Source organism: Butyricimonas paravirosa (genome assembly GCF_032878955.1).
Lineage (GTDB): Bacteria > Bacteroidota > Bacteroidia > Bacteroidales > Marinifilaceae > Butyricimonas > Butyricimonas paravirosa.
This window is the reverse complement of the sequence record NZ_CP043839.1, coordinates 5386450-5401867: the sequence shown is the minus strand read 5'-3', so window position 1 is coordinate 5401867 and position 15418 is coordinate 5386450. Positions and strand designations below refer to the sequence as shown.

General features: G+C 48.0%; 15 protein-coding genes and 1 other RNA gene. 8 read left to right on the top strand and 8 right to left on the bottom strand.

What is annotated here, in order from left to right; translation table 11 throughout:
• The first annotated feature begins 35 nt into the window (after positions 1 to 35).
• From F1644_RS21735 to F1644_RS21720, 4 genes are all read left to right on the top strand, one after another.
• The gene (locus tag F1644_RS21735; RefSeq protein WP_118304981.1) at positions 36 to 800 is read left to right on the top strand and encodes a thiazole synthase; all 765 of its coding nucleotides are present in this window, start codon (positions 36 to 38) and stop codon (positions 798 to 800) included.
• A gap of 275 nt (positions 801 to 1075) precedes the next feature.
• Positions 1076 to 2185, top strand: coding sequence for a 2-iminoacetate synthase ThiH (gene thiH / locus F1644_RS21730; RefSeq protein ID WP_118304982.1), 1110 nt, complete (start codon positions 1076 to 1078; stop codon positions 2183 to 2185).
• A 137-nt stretch (positions 2186 to 2322) separates the two neighbouring features.
• Positions 2323 to 2928, top strand: a complete 606-nt coding sequence (locus F1644_RS21725) for a recombinase family protein (RefSeq protein ID WP_027202688.1) — start codon at positions 2323 to 2325, stop codon at positions 2926 to 2928.
• 33 nt (positions 2929 to 2961) lie between these two features.
• Positions 2962 to 3708, top strand: a complete 747-nt coding sequence (locus tag F1644_RS21720; protein WP_118304983.1) for a HesA/MoeB/ThiF family protein — start codon at positions 2962 to 2964, stop codon at positions 3706 to 3708.
• Positions 3709 to 3934: 226 nt separating this feature from the next.
• On the opposite strand, the gene F1644_RS21715 is transcribed toward F1644_RS21720, so the two are convergent.
• The 5 genes from F1644_RS21715 to F1644_RS21695 all read right to left on the bottom strand — a co-directional run bounded on the left by F1644_RS21715 (position 3935) and on the right by F1644_RS21695 (position 8453).
• Positions 3935 to 5233 (bottom strand): glucose-6-phosphate isomerase, encoded by a 1299-nt coding sequence (locus F1644_RS21715; protein WP_118304984.1) that lies wholly within the window; start codon positions 5231 to 5233, stop codon positions 3935 to 3937.
• A 19-nt stretch (positions 5234 to 5252) separates the two neighbouring features.
• On the bottom strand, positions 5253 to 5843 hold the full coding sequence (locus F1644_RS21710; protein WP_118304985.1) for a bifunctional nuclease family protein: 591 nt from the start codon (positions 5841 to 5843) through the stop codon (positions 5253 to 5255).
• Between the two features lie 89 nt (positions 5844 to 5932).
• Complete coding sequence (locus F1644_RS21705) at positions 5933 to 7144, bottom strand: L-serine ammonia-lyase (protein ID WP_118304986.1); 1212 nt, start codon at positions 7142 to 7144, stop codon at positions 5933 to 5935.
• A 134-nt stretch (positions 7145 to 7278) separates the two neighbouring features.
• Positions 7279 to 7625, bottom strand: an RNA gene (rnpB, locus tag F1644_RS21700) — RNase P RNA component class A.
• Positions 7626 to 7862: 237 nt separating this feature from the next.
• Positions 7863 to 8453, bottom strand: a complete 591-nt coding sequence (locus F1644_RS21695) for a YqgE/AlgH family protein (protein WP_087419959.1) — start codon at positions 8451 to 8453, stop codon at positions 7863 to 7865.
• Between the two features lie 73 nt (positions 8454 to 8526).
• On the opposite strand from F1644_RS21695, the gene F1644_RS21690 reads away from it, so the two are divergent.
• The 4 genes from F1644_RS21690 (at position 8527) to F1644_RS21675 (ending at position 12184) form a co-directional block, all read left to right on the top strand.
• Positions 8527 to 9123 carry a DUF4294 domain-containing protein gene (locus F1644_RS21690; RefSeq protein ID WP_118304987.1) on the top strand — a complete coding sequence of 199 codons (597 nt, stop codon included), beginning with the start codon at positions 8527 to 8529 and terminating at the stop codon, positions 9121 to 9123.
• Positions 9124 to 9193: 70 nt separating this feature from the next.
• Positions 9194 to 10204 carry a DNA polymerase III subunit delta gene (gene holA / locus F1644_RS21685; RefSeq protein WP_087419957.1) on the top strand — a complete coding sequence of 337 codons (1011 nt, stop codon included), beginning with the start codon at positions 9194 to 9196 and terminating at the stop codon, positions 10202 to 10204.
• Between the two features lie 66 nt (positions 10205 to 10270).
• A complete protein-coding gene (locus tag F1644_RS21680) occupies positions 10271 to 10762 on the top strand; it encodes a D-glycero-alpha-D-manno-heptose-1,7-bisphosphate 7-phosphatase (RefSeq protein ID WP_118305092.1) in 492 nt (163 codons plus the stop codon).
• Between the two features lie 18 nt (positions 10763 to 10780).
• A complete protein-coding gene (locus F1644_RS21675) occupies positions 10781 to 12184 on the top strand; it encodes an L-lactate permease (protein WP_118304988.1) in 1404 nt (467 codons plus the stop codon).
• Here the strand turns inward: F1644_RS21675 and F1644_RS21670 are convergent, their stop codons facing one another.
• From F1644_RS21670 to F1644_RS21660, 3 genes are all read right to left on the bottom strand, one after another.
• Positions 12185 to 13405 carry an alanine dehydrogenase gene (locus F1644_RS21670; protein ID WP_087419955.1) on the bottom strand — a complete coding sequence of 407 codons (1221 nt, stop codon included), beginning with the start codon at positions 13403 to 13405 and terminating at the stop codon, positions 12185 to 12187.
• 10 nt (positions 13406 to 13415) lie between these two features.
• Entirely contained in the window at positions 13416 to 13838 is a 423-nt protein-coding gene (gene tsaE / locus F1644_RS21665) for a tRNA (adenosine(37)-N6)-threonylcarbamoyltransferase complex ATPase subunit type 1 TsaE (protein WP_087419954.1), read from the bottom strand.
• Positions 13839 to 13954: 116 nt separating this feature from the next.
• Positions 13955 to 15403, bottom strand: coding sequence for a flotillin family protein (locus F1644_RS21660; RefSeq protein ID WP_087420613.1), 1449 nt, complete (start codon positions 15401 to 15403; stop codon positions 13955 to 13957).
• Positions 15404 to 15418 lie beyond the last annotated feature (15 nt).

The following is a 15418-nucleotide window of genomic DNA, read 5'->3' as shown; positions in this document are numbered from 1 at the left end:
GGAGTTCAATTTAAAATCTAAAATCTAAAATTAGTATGGCTTTAAAAATAGCAGACAAAGAATTTACCTCACGCTTATTTACCGGAACCGGTAAATTCGCGTCAAATCAACTGATGGAAGATGCCATTCTGGCATCCGAATCACAACTCGTAACCGTCGCGCTGAAACGCGTGAACATGGACGGTAAGAACGATGATATTCTGGCTCACCTGAAAGCACCTCATATCACCTTGTTACCCAATACTTCCGGCGTGAGAACCGCCAAAGAGGCCGTGTTCGCCGCACAACTGGCGAGAGAGGCTCTCGGCACGAACTGGCTGAAACTGGAAATACATCCCGATCCCAAGTACCTGTTGCCGGACCCGATCGAAACCCTGAAAGCGACCGAGGAATTGGCTAAACTGGGTTTCGTGGTATTACCCTACATTCAAGCCGACCCGGTACTTTGCAAACACCTTGAAAATGCCGGAGCCGCCACCGTGATGCCGCTAGGCGCACCGATCGGCACGAACAAGGGACTGGTGACTCGCGACCTGCTGGAGATCATCATTGAACAGAGTAACGTCCCGGTAATCGTGGATGCCGGAATCGGGGCCCCCTCCCACGCCGCCGCTGCCATGGAAATGGGTGCTGCCGCAGTGCTGGTGAATACCGCTATTGCCGTATCGCCTAATCCGGTAGAAATGGGACGGGCATTTAAACTGGCCGTGGAGGCCGGACGCATGGCATTCGAGGCAAAACTTGCCAAACAATACCGCCACGCACAGGCCAGCTCCCCGTTAACGGCATTTTTGGATTAAATGAGTTCATCAGGTTTATAAGGTTCGTAAAGTGACGGGTGTCCTTCGGACAGTGTTTTAACGGCAACTTATGTTACCGATAAAGATTAAACAACCCCCTCTGGCTCCCCCTTACACAGGGGAAGAAACGAACGCAAGAGGTCGCTTCAATATTTCAATGTAGCGCATCCTCCCCCTGTGTAAGGGGGAGTTAGAGGGGGTTGTTAGCACACGAAACAAAACCTTATAAACCTTATAAACCTTATGAACTTTACAAACTTTTAAACATCAAGTAAATGACTTCATTTTACGATACCTTGAAAACCTACGACTGGGACGATGTGAAACAGAACATCATGGATAAGTCGAAAAACGATGCTATCGCGGCAATCAATAACCCGCATCGCACGTTAGATGATTTTATGGCGTTGATCTCCCCGGCGGCAACACCGTTACTGGAGGACATGGCCGTGGAGGCTAACCGTCTGACTCTGGAAAGATTCGGGAACACGATCCAGTTGTACATTCCCTTGTACGTTTCCAATTACTGCACGAATTTCTGCGTGTACTGCGGTTTCAACCACGATAACGATATTCACCGGAAAATGCTTACTCTCGAAGAGGTACAGGCTGAAACCGATGTCATTACCGGATGGGGATTCAAGCATTTGCTGCTCGTGTCGGGCGAGGCGCCTGCCGTGACCACGGTGGACTACTACGAGAAAGTGATCCGTGCGGTACGGGACAAGTTCTCGCAGATCGCCCTTGAAGTGCAACCTCTCGACACGGACGACTACGCCCAGTTACACGAGGCCGGGTTGAGCTTCGTGTGCGTGTACCAAGAAACGTATAACGAACAACAATATCCCAAGTACCACCCCAAGGGACGGAAGGCAAATTACCGCTACCGTTTGGAAACTCCCGACAGGGTATGCACGGCCGGGGTTCAGAAAATGGGTATCGGGGCATTGCTCGGTCTGGAAGACTGGCGCACCGACTCGTTCTTCACGGCCCTGCACTTGAAATACCTGGAAAGAACCTACTGGCGTTCCAAGTACTCGATCTCTCTTCCCCGCCTGCGGCCACACGCCGGAGCCTTCATGCCGAAAGACCCGATCAACGACAAGCAGATGGTGCAACTGATATGCGCCTACCGTTTGCTCGACCAGCAGGCCGAAATCTCCGTATCCACGCGAGAAAGTCGGGAGTTCCGGGATCACGTGATGCACTTGGGAGCCACGTCCATGAGTGCCGGGTCAAGCACGGAGCCGGGCGGGTACGTCGTTCCCCACAAGGAACTGGAACAATTTGCCATCAACGATAACCGTACCCCGCAAGAAATGGTCGAGGCCATCAAAGCACAAGGTTATGAACCCGTGTGGAAAGATTGGGACGCTTGGATGTAGTTAACAATAATAGGGTTTGGTAGCCGCCAAACCTTATTATTATATGTTTGATAACTTCTTTTAACTTTTGAAAAACAATAAATATTCTTCTCCTTTTGTTACGTTTGTCTTTTTAATACTCTAAAATCATTTTAATTATGGTAGTTGCATATTTGCGAGTCAGCACAAACAAACAACATTTGGAAAACCAGCAGGAGGAGATCAAGAAATTTGCAGCCCACCGGGGACTTGATATTGACAAGTGGTATCATGACGTTGTCAGTGGAAAAGTACATAGTAATGACCGAAAACTAGGCGATCTTCTGGAATCTTTGCAGGAAGGTGATTGCCTTATCGTCACGGAAGTTTCGCGATTGAGCAGGACATTGATTGACATCATGAATATCATCAATACCTGTATTCAACGTAAAATTGTTCTTCATAGCACGAAAGAAGGGTACACTTTCGAGAATAACCTGAACAGTAAAATCCTGGGATTCGCATTCGGGCTAGTCGCGGAAATCGAACGTAATCTTATATCCATCCGGACAAGAGAGGCTCTCGCGGTAAGAAAGGCCGAGGGAAAAAAACTGGGGCGCCCGTATGGCAGTTGTCCGCAGTTGAACGTGTTGATACAAAACAAGGAGAAGATTATCGAACTCATGGATAACAGCGTACCTTACAAGAAAATAGCCAAGAAATACAAAGTATCCATCTGCACCGTCAACCGATTTGTCAAACAACACATTAACGAAAGCAAGTAACAAGAGTAGAATAAATTAGAATTTTCATTACCGATGCCACTGACCAATCAAGAACAAGAACGTTATAATCGACACATTATCCTACACGACATTAGAATTCAAGGACAAGAAAAAATTAAAGAAACGAGCATACTGGTCGTAGGAGCCGGGGGATTAGGCTCACCTATATTATATTACCTCACAGCAGCAGGAATCGGCCATATCGGCATCATGGACGACGATGTTGTTTCGGAATCCAACCTGCAACGCCAAATATTATACGACACGACTCACGTGGGAATTCCGAAAGTCACCGTCGCCGCCACGAAATTAAAACAATTAAATCCATTCACCCGGATTACACCATATTTTACCCGGTTATCACTGGATAACGCACTGGAAATCATTCCCGAATACGATATTGTCATGGACGCGACAGATAATCTCCACGCCCGTTACCTGATTAATGACGCTTGCGTGAAGCTGGGAAAACCGTTCGTTTACGGCAGCATTTGCGAGTTCAGCGGGCAAGTGTCCGTGTTTAATTACCAGAACGGCCCCACTTACCGGGATCTTTTCGAGTACAATGACGAGATCGAGAATTTCTCGCAACCGCTGGGTGTCATCGGGGCATTACCGGGAATTGTCGGTTCCCTTCAAGCGAACGAGGCAATTAAAATCATACTAGAGAAACCCGGCATACTTTCCGGGAAATTACTGACTATTGATATATTGAATAACACGTACCTTACTTTTGCCATCCGGAAGAAGGAACGAGGGGAGGAATCCCTGTTTAAATAAGTTTATAAAGTTTATAAGGTTTGTAAGGTAATGGACCCCTGGCGGGGCGCTTTGTCAATGTCAGCACGCGCTGACATTAAAACTACCCCCTCTAACTCCCCCTTACACAGGGGGAGAACACGTTCCATTGTAACATTGTAGCACCTTCTCGCGTTTGTCTCTCCCCCTGTGCAAGGGGGAGCCGGTGGGGGTAGTCCTTACAAACCTTATGAACTTTATAAACTTTTTATTTCTTCTCGTACCCCGGCTTACCCAGCAACATGAACATATTGTTCTTGTAGGCCTCCACGCCCGGCTGGTCGAAAGTGTTCACCCCGAGGATACCACCGGAGATGCCGCAAGCCAGTTCGTAGAAATAGAATAACTGACCCAAGTAATACTCCGTCAGTTCCGGAATAATAACCCGGATATTCGGTACCCCACCATCCACGTGGGCCAGTTGGGTTCCCAGTTCGGCCATCTTGTTTACCTCATCAACGCATTTACCAGCCAGATAATTCAGTTTATCAAGGTCATGGGCATCGCAAGGCACTTGCAAGCTGTATTTCGTTTTATCGATGGAAAGAACCGTCTCAAACAGATTGCGACGTCCTTCCTGTATATACTGTCCCATGGAGTGCAAATCTGTCGTGAAGTCAACGCTGGCGGGGAATATACCCTTATTCTCCTTTCCCTCACTTTCCCCGTAAAGCTGCTTCCACCATTCGGCAACGTAATGCAGTTTCGGGTTGAAGTTCACCGTGATCTCGATCACGTACCCCTTCTCGTAGAGGGCGTTCCGAACAGCAGCGTATGTGGCGGAAAGCTCTGCCCCGTTACCTTTGCTGTACGCCCGCATATCCACGGCCCCTTTGACTAAAGCCCGGACGTCAAACCCTGCAATAGCCACGGGGAGCAATCCCACGGGGGTCAGCACGGAATAGCGTCCCCCAACATTGTCCGGGATAACAAAAGTCTCGTACCCTTCCCGGTCCGACATCGTTCGCAAGGCACCCTTTTTCTCGTCGGTAATGGCCACGATTCTCTCCCTTGCCACGGCAACTCCCTCTTGCTCGATCAATTGATCCTTCAGTAAACGGAAAGCCACGGCAGGTTCGGTCGTGGTTCCCGATTTGGAAATCACGCATATACCGAATTTCTTATCTTTGAGGAACGCCTGTAACTCGTATAGATAGTCCTCGCTCACGTTATTTCCTGCGAAAACAACTTTCGTACCGGAATAAGCATCAAAACTACCGGACATGGCTTCGATCACCGCTTTGGCTCCTAGGTAAGACCCCCCGATGCCCACGATGACAACAACATCGGTTTGCTCCCTTAACTTATTGGCACAAGCGGAAATACGATTCAATTCATCATCCGTGATGTGGACGGGCAGATCGAGCCAACCCAAAAAGTCACTCCCTTTACAAGTTCCATCTTCCAAGTCCTTTAGAGCTTTTGTTGCTTTTTCTCGTTGCACGGTGATCTCTTCTTCCCCTACAAACGATAACACCTTCGAGTAGTCAAGTTTTATGCGATCCATTGTTTTCATGTTTTATATGTTATTCCTCCTTCCTGGCTTTCAGCATGTCCCTGAAGCGAGAGGCACTCTCGTAATCCTCGTTCTTCACGGCCTCATCCAGTAAACGGGTTAATTCTTCTATCGTGAAATTATACTCGGTTGTTTCGGATTTCTCCGGTTCAACAGGCTTTTGCCCACTAAATTCTCCCGCAGCAAGATCGGAGATCGGGATGGCTGTCTTGGCAATCACGCTGGCCGCAATGTAAATCGGACAATTATAGCGCAAGGCAAGGGCGACGGCATCAGAAGTACGCGAATCAATCTTCAGCAGTTCCTCGCCATTCCTGAAACGCAGTTCTGAGTAAAAGATGCCGGATTCCCAACGATATATATAAACCTCTTCCAGAACCACTCCCAGACTATCCGCCAGACTCTTCATCAAATCGTGCGTCAAGGGACGCTGCGAGTGCAGGTGTTCCATCTGTATGGCAATGGATTGAGCCTCCGCAATCCCGATAATGATGGGGATACGGAAGGCATCGTTCTCTTCCGCCAGAATCAGCGCGTACGCTCCGGTTTGTGACATACTCTGATAGGATAACCCGAAAACTTTTAACTTAATCCTGTCCATAAGCCTTGTATAACTTTAGATCTACGATTTTCTATTCTTAGTTGTTACAATTAATGTACCATTCCGGCTCGTCAGCCCCGAATTCAACGCTACGATTTTTTCAACGGAGCCCTGTATATACGGGCCAGACCACCGAGACTTGTCTCGCGATACTTGGCCTGCATGTCGCACCCCGTCTGCATCATGGTCTCCACCACGTCGTCAAAAGACACCTTGTGCCGGCCATCCGAGAACAAAGAATAGATCGCGCACTCCCGCGCTTTCTGCGAAATAAAGGCATTCCGTTCGATGCAGGGAATTTGCACGTAACCACCCACGGGATCGCACGTCAAACCTAAGTTATGCTCGAATCCCATTTCCGCGGCGTACTCGATCTGCATCGGGGAACCTCCCAGAATCTGGGCCGCCGCACCGGCTGCCATAGCGCAAGCCGTTCCCAGCTCTCCCTGGCATCCTACCTCGGCACCGGAAATGGAACCGTTGGTTTTCACGATGTTACCAATCAACCCGGCCGTGGCCAGACCTTTTATAATTCGTTTATCACTAATCTCCTGATCGTGTTTCAAAAAGAACAACACGGAAGGAACGACCCCGGCCGACCCGCACGTGGGAGCTGTCACGATCTTACCTCCTGCCGCATTCTCTTCGGCAACTGCCAAAGCGGCAGCAAATACCATTCCCATGTGGCGTAGGGTACCTGCCGATTGCTGGGCTCGCACGTGGTAGGAACAAGCCTTGCGTGCCAACCGCAGGTTACCGGGTAACACACCCTCGTTTTCCAAGCCGTTATGAATACTTGTAACCATCACTTTCCAAACCTCTTCGAGATAGTCGAAGATTTCCGGTCCCTCGTGCAGTTCCACGTACTCCACGAAAGAGCGCCCCTCGGCCTTGCACCAGTCCAGTATATCCGTCATTTTCGTGTCGGGATAGACATCTTCCTCCTTGAAGGTTCCCAGTTCATCCCATAAAGCACCACCACCGATACTGTATACCTCCCAACGATCCACGACTTCCCCGTTTCTTAAAGCCTCGAACAACATCCCATTCGGATGATGGGGCAGAGATTTCGTAGACTCCCATATAATTTCCGTGTCGTCCGGCCGATCGATCATCTTCTGGATGGCAACATCCGTTCCGTGCCCCACTCCCGTCAATGCCAGACTCCCGTACAAGGTCACCCGATAGCGCTCGGCATCCGGATTCTTTTCCTTGAAATAATACGCCGCCCGTCCCGGTCCCATCGTGTGACTGGAAGAAGGCCCGTACCCAATTCTAAATATTTCTCTGATTGATTTCACGTCCTAATTATTGTTATAGATTTTATTAATTTCCTGATTTATGATTTTAGATCAAGTGATTTCCACCTTATACCAATGTTTTTCTGAATCATAAATCGTAGTTCATAAATTGCGAATTAATCGGTTTTCAATAAAAAAAAGGCAGGCCTGTAAGCCGGGTTCTGTACCTTGCGGTTTCTATCATTTATCTACTCCGCGGATCACTCCGCAGCTCTAGCGACCTACCCCCTGGCATCGGTCGGGCAAACCTAAGCGCCAGTGTACATGGTCTTGCAACTCGTGAGGTGTACGGCTACCCCGATCACCCGGGATACCGGTGAGCTCTTACCTCACCTTTTCACCCTTATTCCGCGAACGGAACGGTTATTTTCTGTTACACTACTGCCCCCTCTCGGAGACCTTCCCGTTAAGAAGCACGATGCCCTGCGTTGCCCGGACTTTCCTCTCTCCCTCGCGGGACAGCGATAGAACGGCCTGCCTTTATATTTTAGATTTAATGATTTTAGATTTTAGATTCCAACCACACAAGGCCAACGCTTTAACTACCCCCTCTAACTCCCCCTTACACAGGGGGAGAACACACCACAATGTCACATTGTAGCGCCTTCTTGCGTTCGTCTCTCCCCCTGTGCAAGGGGGATCCGGTAGGGATAGTCCCCTCTAATCTCCAAACTCATCAAATCGTCTTCATTTTCAATTGTCAATTCTCAATTTTCAATTAATTAAGAATCGGGTCTTCCGGGAAATTCGCCCACAGCTTGTATCTTCCCCCCAGAGAACTCATGGCTTGTTCCCATAATCCCTCGTTCGGGATGGTAAACAGCGTGTCGGTAGGAATCGTCCCCACCATCCAAGAATTCTCCTTCAATTCATTCTCCAACTGGCTATCCGTCCAGCCACTATACCCTGCAAAGAAACGAATCTCTCCTTCCAATACCTTTCCGGCTTTCAACATCTCCGTCAAAGCCTTAAAATCACCACCCCAGTATATCCCCTTCGCAATCTCTTCCGAGTCCGGAATGTCATTTCGCCGATGGATGTAATACAACTGATTACGCTCCACGGGACCACCAATGTACACGGGGAAATGTACGCCTTCGAGTTCTTTTACCAACTCGGAAGTCGTGTAAGGTAACGGCTTATTCAATACAAAACCCACGCTCCCGCTCGGATCATGTTCCACCATGTAGACCACGGAACGGTTAAAATATTTACCTTCCAGAAAAGGTTCTGCAATCAACACCTTTCCCACCTCAACACGGTCATCATTGTGACGTATCTGAAACAGATCCTGAAATTCCTTTTCCACTAATTAATATTTTTACAAGTCAAATATATCTACTAACTTTGTATTGATAAAGCGTTAATGCAAAGATATAAAAATGTGCAAAATATTTATCATATCACTCCTATCTTTATTTATTAACAGCTTTGCAACAGCGCAGAGTGTTGTCCCGTCCGTGATTATGGGCAGTGATACCGTACCCCATGTTCTTCTCCATGAAGTAGATGTCGTCGCCCGATTGAAGAATCCCCGGAAATACGCTCGCCAGCAACAACGGAATCAAAGGATGGTTTATAACGTGAGAAAGGTGTTCCCGTACGCGAAAATAGCTGCCGCCAAGATCAACGAGATTGAAAATAAACTAGCGCAAACGGATTCCGAGGCAAAACGGAAGCAGATTATCAAGAAAGAGTACAAGGAACTCATGCACACGTTCAAGCAACCGTTGATGAAACTGACCGTCACGCAAGGGAAGATTCTCGTTCGCCTGATCTACCGGGAGACAAACAACACGTCGTTCAATCACATCAAGGAGTACAAGGGTACGGTAAATGCCTATTTTTGGCAATCGCTGGCCTTGTTGTTCGGGAATAACCTAAAAGCCGATTACGAACCGAACGGGCGGGACCGGGAAATCGAGCAGATCGTGCGCTCGATCGAAAAAGGAGGCCCTTCTCACATCACCCGGCGATAAATCCTGTTCTTGGCACTAAAATTACCACTCTTTGATATGATCAGAATTTAAAGTTTATTACTTTTGCCTTATGAAATACGAAGAGATAGTTGCAGATTTAAAAGCAGGGAAATATGCCCCGATTTACTTTCTATCGGGAGAAGAGTCCTATTTTTTGGACGATATAGCGACACGCATCGAGAAAAACGCCCTCACGGAGGACGAGAAGGCGTTTAACCAAACGATATTGTACGGGAACGATGTCTCCATGACCACCGTGACCGACACGGCCCGCCGCTTTCCCATGATGTCACAACGTCAGGTTGTCATAGTCAAGGAGGCCCAGAATATCCGGGATTTCGAGAATTTACTGCCTTATATTGATCATCTTCAACCGACAACGATCCTCGTGTTTCTCTATAAAAACAAGAAACCGGATAAACGTAAAGGAGTTTTCAAAAAATTAAGCAGTTCTTCGCATTGCATCTATTTCGAGTCGGCCAAACTTTACGACAACAAGATCCCGGACTGGATTATCTCGTACTGCAAAGACAAGAAATACATGATTTCTCTGAAAGCCGCGGGTATTCTCGCAGAAAGTCTGGGGAACGATTTGAGCAAGGTGGCCAACGAACTGGACAAGCTCATGCTCCTACTTCCCGGTGGCGGTGAAATCAAGGAGAATCTGGTGGAAGAACACACGGGGATTAGCAAGGAATTCAACACGTTCGAACTCACGGCGGCCATCATACAGATGGATCACCTGAAAGCAAACCGTATCGTGAATTATTTCGAGGCTAATCCCAAGAACAACCCTCTGGTTCTCACGATCAGTATGTTGTTCCGGTACTTTCTGAACCTGCTGACGTACCACTACCAGAAGAAAAGTACCCCAAACCAGCAAGAAATGGCCCGGTTACTGGGTATCAATCCCTATTTTCTGAAAGATTACACGGAAGGAGCGAAACGATATAACGCCATGAAATGTGCCAATATTATCTCTTGGTTACGGGAGTACGACCTCAAATCAAAAGGTGTCGGTAACGCTAACATTTCTGACGGCGAGCTTTTGAAGGAGTTAATATTTAAGATAATGCATTGAAATTCGCCACAGGTGAATTTTTGGTTACAAGTTGACAAGTTACAAGTTGGAAAGATAAAATCTAAAATGAACAAGGCTATATTTCTGGATCGGGACGGGACCATTAATTCTGATGAAGGTCATTATTACATATATAAGGTTGAAGACTTCGTTTTCAATCCCGGTGTTATCGACGGAATTCGTCGACTGAACGAGGCGGGTTATTTGATTATCGTGGTTACCAATCAAGGCGGGGTCGCTAAAGGGGAGTACACGATCGAAGACGTGGACAACCTTCACGTTCATATGTGCAAAGAACTGGAAAAACACGGGGCGCACGTGGATAAAATATACTACTGCCCTCATCACAGCAGCATTGCCCCCTGTAAGTGCCGCAAACCATCGCCTTACATGATCGAACAGGCTATCCGGGAGTTTGACATCGACAAATCTGCCTCGTGGTTAATCGGGGACGGTTCACGGGACATCGAGGCGGCGGAGGCTGCCGGAATCCGGGGAATTAAAATACCTAAAAACAGTGACTTAACCCCGGTTATAGACTCCATTCTCAAGCAATAAGAAGTCTAACGATACGTCATGTTCGAAATCTTGTTTGCCTTACTGCCAATGGTTATACTGGTCATATCCATGGGGATATGCAAGTGGCCCGGAGATAAGAGTAGTCTGCTTACCCTTGTTATTACCGTTATGTTGGCCACTTTCGCCTTTGGTATACCCGCGCAAGAGATCGGTTTCACTTTAATAAACAGTACCACACGTGCTTGTATCACCATTCTTTCCGTTATCTGGATGGCCGTGTTTAGCTATAATATTCTACTGGATTCCGGCAAGATTGAAGTGTTAAAAGACCAACTGGCAACGATTTCCACGGACAGGAGTGTACAGGTATTACTGATCACGTGGGGGTTCGGGGGGCTACTGGAAGGAATGGCCGGCTACGGGACCTCGGTCGCCATCCCGGCAGCCATACTCGTAACGCTGGGATTTCGCCCGTTGTTCGCCGTACTCGTGAGCCTCATCGCCAACAGTGAACCCACAACCTTCGGGGCCGTCGGTATCGCGGAAACCGTTCTCATGGAAGAGACCGGCTGCCCGTTACCTGAATTGTGTAAGGCTACCATTCAACAATTATATCCTTTTATATTCTTGATCCCGATAACTTTGGCTATATTGGCCGACAGACGCCGCCAAGCTTTACTCAAGAACATCTTGCTCGGTACGATTGTCGGGGGCGTATCCTTCCTAGCACAATACGCCACGGCCGTATATCTCGGTCCGGAGATGCCAGCCATTCTAGGCAGTATTTGTTCCATCATTATTATTATCGCATGGAGTAAATGGAACAAAAAAAGTGACACAATTCCCACGAAACACTCGCCCCGGCAAATATACCAAGCGTGGAGTGTCTACGGCCTTATCATTTTCTTTATATTACTAGCTATTCCCTTCAATTTCAAGGCAACGAGTTTATTGCTTTTTGCCGGAGCTTTTATCGGGGGACAAATACAGGGTATAACGACAAGCAGACAATTCACGTTACTAGGCCAAACTCTCGTACAAATCCGCAGTACCATTATTATGGTTATCGCCTTGGTCAGTATATCCGCACTCATGGAAATATCCGGCATGGTGCAATTACTGGCCAACACACTCACTTCCATCTCCGGGAAGTATTACGCTTTCTGGTCCCCTCTGGTCGGGGAAATAGGAACATTTATCACGGGTAGTGGTACTTCGGCAAACATTCTTTTCGGGAAGTTGCAAGCAGGAATCGCCGCAAACATGGACATCGCTCCTTCTTGGCTTGCCGCCGCCAACACCACAGGCACTACTGCCGGGAAAATTATCTCACCCCAGAGTATTGCCATTGCCGCCTCCGCATGTCAATTACAAGGCCAAGAAGGGGAAATCTTGAAACGAGCTTTTCCCTATGCACTGGTGTATGGAGTATTATTAGGAATTATAGTCTTTATAGGGTAATTAGAAAGCAGCCATCAATAAATCAATATCCCTGGAAACCAATCCATAGCGATCGGCAATCACCCGTTTCGTCAACACGCCATTATAAACATACACGCCATGCCGTAATCCCGCATCATTTTTTATGGCAGTATTAAAGCCTCCCGCCCGGGAAATCTTATCAAATAAAGGAGTGAATAAATTACTATAAGCGATAGATGCCGTACGAGCCACTCTCGACGGGACATTCGGGACACAATAGTGGATTACCCCGTTATATACATACGTCGGGTTCTCATGAGTCGTTGGCCCTGATGTTTCAATACATCCACCATGTTCAATGGACATATCCACGATCACCGCCCCCTGTTTCATCAACCTTACCTGTTCTTCGGACACGGTAATCCCGAAATCATCATCGAAGAAACGCAAAGCCCCGATCAGCACGTCGGCAGACAACAACGCCCGTTCCAAAACCGGCTTATGAAAAACAGAAGTATATACCCGTTGTCCCAGACAATGATTTATCCGGCGTAGACGCTCCAGCGAATGATCGAACACTTTCACCTCAGCCCCCAAAGCCAACGCCGTGCGAGCCGCATATTCCCCCAAAGTTCCGGCTCCCAAGATAACCACCTCGGCTGGAGTGATTCCCGTCACCCCTCCCAGCAAGATACCTTTCCCTTCCCGAGAATTGCTCAAGTACTCGCTGGCAATCATGATTGCCGAACTTCCAGAAATCTCACTCATCATCTGCACCACGGGATAAACCCCGTTCTCGTCTTTCAGAATATCGAACCCGACAGCCGTCACTTTCTTCTGCATCATCTCCACGACAGCCTCTTTTCGTAACTCGAAAAGCTCGATCGGTGACAGTATAACCTGCCGATCATGCATCATCTCCACGTCTGCCTGCATCACCGGAGTCGGTTTCAGTATAATATCCGCCGTGTACACTTCCTCGCAGGTATCCAACATCTGGGCTCCCGCATCGGCGTACTCCCGGTCATGGTAATGTGCTGCCTCTCCAGCTCCTCGTTGTATCATTATCGTATGCCCCATATCAACCATCATGGCCACGGCCTCCGGGGTTAAACACACCCGGTTTTCCCGTCGCTCGGTCTCGTTCGGTAAACCGATTGTCAATCGCTTCTGCCGGTATTCCCCGAATACCTCTTTTTCCTGATATAGAAACCACTCCCGATTAATTTGGGCTCCCAATAATTTACCCGAGTTATCCATAACCTACACTTTAAAGTTTTTCTTCAATCACCAATTCTCTCCGGCCATCTGCCAGTTCGGAAAACTTGCATATCAACGTGTTTTCCGGTAACAGAGGCTCCACCATCTCCGGCCACTCGATAAAACAACGATTCCCGCTATAAAAATATTCCTCGTAACCGAAGTCCATGGCCTCCTCAATATTCTTCACCCGATAGAAATCGAAATGAAAAACCGAGTCGCCCGTGGCCGTCAGATACTCATTTACGATAGCGAACGTCGGGGAATTCACATCATCCTCTATCCCCAAACACCCGGCTACCGCTTTCACGAAAGTGGTCTTTCCCACTCCCATCGGCCCGTACAAGGCATATATTGTGTTATTTCCGGTCCTTTCCAAAAACTCTTTTGCTACCCGATTCAAATCATCAACACCGTCAATTATCCAGCGCATAAACTTTCCTCTATTTTATGAATTGATTAATTACCTTTGTCATATACCCGATTGGAGTATACCACAAAGGTAATTATTAGTAAACGAAAAAACGAAACTAAAAGTTAGAATCTCCCCTACTTCTCAACTTCTTCAACGATCTCATCCTGTTGTCCGGCATCCGTGGTTTTCTCTTCCGTGGCGGCACCTTTCAGGAAAGTCGGTAGATTCAGCCCGGCCATGTTAAACAAATCATTCAACGGGGGAACTGATTTCATCATCCCCGAGATGAAGTTCGCCGTGGAGGTATTCCCGTTCCCGGCATTATTGCCATCCCAAACGGTAACCTTATCGATCTTGATATTCTTAACAGCCTCCACTTGTGTTCTCACCAGCTCCGGCAACTTATCGGTAATCAACATCATCACCGCCTTGTCGGGATCTCCGGCGGCGGCTTTCACGATTTGGGCATATCCTTCCGCCTGTTTTGTCAGCACCTCGTATAAACCTCGTGCCTCGGCATCCATCTTGGCAAAAATGGCATCAGCCTCTCCTTTCGCCAACCGGCGCAAACGTTCCGCCTCGGCCTCAGCATCTATAATCGCTTTCTCTTTGTCAATCTGTGCGGGAACCACGATATTAGCCGCTTGTGTGGCTTTTTCTCTTTCGGCACGAGCAATCTCGGCCTCTTTCTCTGCCATGTACGCCTCTTCCAAAGCCTTTGCAGCCTGCACTTTCTCTGCCGCGATAGCTTTACGGGCAGCCTCGGCCTCTCTCTCCCGACGGATGGCATCCGAATCGGCAATTAAAATCTTGGCATTGTTTTCTCCCTCCACCGCGGTTGCATTAGCCTCGGCCGTCCGGATACGAGTGTCCCGCACGGTTTCCGCAATACGAATATCTTTATCCCGATCTGCCTCGGCTTTACCGATCTCTCCAAATCGATTCTGCTCGGCCACGCTCTTCTTGGCATCATTGATCGCTTTCGCTGCTGCTTCTTTTCCCAAAGCCTCGATATACCCGGACTCATCCCGCAAGTCGGTCACGTTCACGTTGATCAGTTTCAAACCGATCTTCCGTAACTCGGCCTCCACGTTAGCACTCACGTTAGCCAAGAATTTATCCCGGTCGGAATTGATTTCCTCAATATCCATCGTGGCAATCACCAAACGTAACTGCCCGAAAAGAATATCCTTGGCCAAATCCTGAATATTTTCCTGCCGTTGCCCCAACAAACGCTCTGCCGCATTCGTCATGCTATCCGGTTCGGTAGAAATACCCACCGTAAAACGACAAGGCACATCTACCCGTATATTCTGTTTACTTAAAGCGTTCGTCAAATTACACTCGATAGAGATCGGAGTCAAGTCCAGAAATGAAAAACTCTGGAACACCGGCCAGATAAAAGCCGCCCCTCCATGAATACAACGTGCGGAACTCACTCCCCCGGTCGCATTCTTACCGGTCCGCCCGTACACGACAAGAATCTTGTCTGACGGACAACGTTTATAACGGGACAATATAGCCGCAAACGTAACAAATAACACCGCCACGATGGCGACAATCAAATACAAACTACCTTCCATACTTTCCATATATTC